Source organism: Rhizobium sp. 01T437 (genome assembly GCF_056398505.1).
This window is the reverse complement of sequence record NZ_JBFTPM010000067.1, coordinates 1-700: the sequence shown is the minus strand read 5'-3', so window position 1 is coordinate 700 and position 700 is coordinate 1. Positions and strand designations below refer to the sequence as shown.

Below are 700 nucleotides of genomic sequence, written 5' to 3'. Positions count from 1 at the left end.
GCGACATCCATCATCGCCTGATCGCCGCGCCGCGCACCGATCACCGGCACGACCGACAGGACGATCGCGGTTGCGAGCGCCAGAACCAGCGCGTAATGGCCGATCTCGATGATCATGGTGTCGCCTTTGTCTCTTGCGCCTGGACTTCCCGAGCCTTGGCTTCCTGAGCCTTGGCTTCAGCACCTTGTGGCGCCTGACCTTGCGGCACCTCACCTTGCGATCTCGGGCCCTTGCCCTCTTCCCACAAGCCCTGAGCCTTCAGCCTGTCGGCCACTTCCTTGGGCATATAGGTCTCGTCATGCTTGGCCAGCACGGTATCGGCGGTGAAGACAGTGCTGCCCGTCTCGAAGGCACCTTCGGTCACCACCCCCTGCCCTTCGCGAAACAGATCCGGCAGGATGCCCTCATAGCGGACATTGACGATCTCTCCGCTCGGATCGGTCACCGCAAACCGCACGACAGAACCCTCGCCGCGCATGACGCTGCCGCTTCCCACAAGGCCGCCGAGGCGGATGCGGGTGCCGGGCGCCACCGGCGTCTTGGCGAGATCGCCCGGCATATAGAAATAGGCGACCGACTGGCTGAAGGCGAACATCACGAGCAGCACGGCGACAAGGATGAAGCTCATGCCGCCGGCAATCACCGCCAGGCGTTTCTGCTTGCGCGTCATTGCGTCAACCCCTCCGTCGCGATGCCGAGT

General features: G+C 63.9%; 1 protein-coding gene. It reads right to left on the bottom strand.

The features are described 5' to 3' along the window. Nucleotides 1–112: 112 nt before the first annotated feature. On the bottom strand, nucleotides 113–670 hold the full coding sequence (gene ccmE / locus AC1DM5_RS36510; protein WP_477824012.1) for a cytochrome c maturation protein CcmE: 558 nt from the start codon (nucleotides 668–670) through the stop codon (nucleotides 113–115). Nucleotides 671–700 lie beyond the last annotated feature (30 nt).

Bases quoted from the DNA above. Each gene is read 5' to 3' on its own strand.
- ccmE (WP_477824012.1), bottom strand. From the start codon at position 670: ATGACGCGCAAGCAGAAACGCCTGGCGGTGATTGCCGGCGGCATGAGC.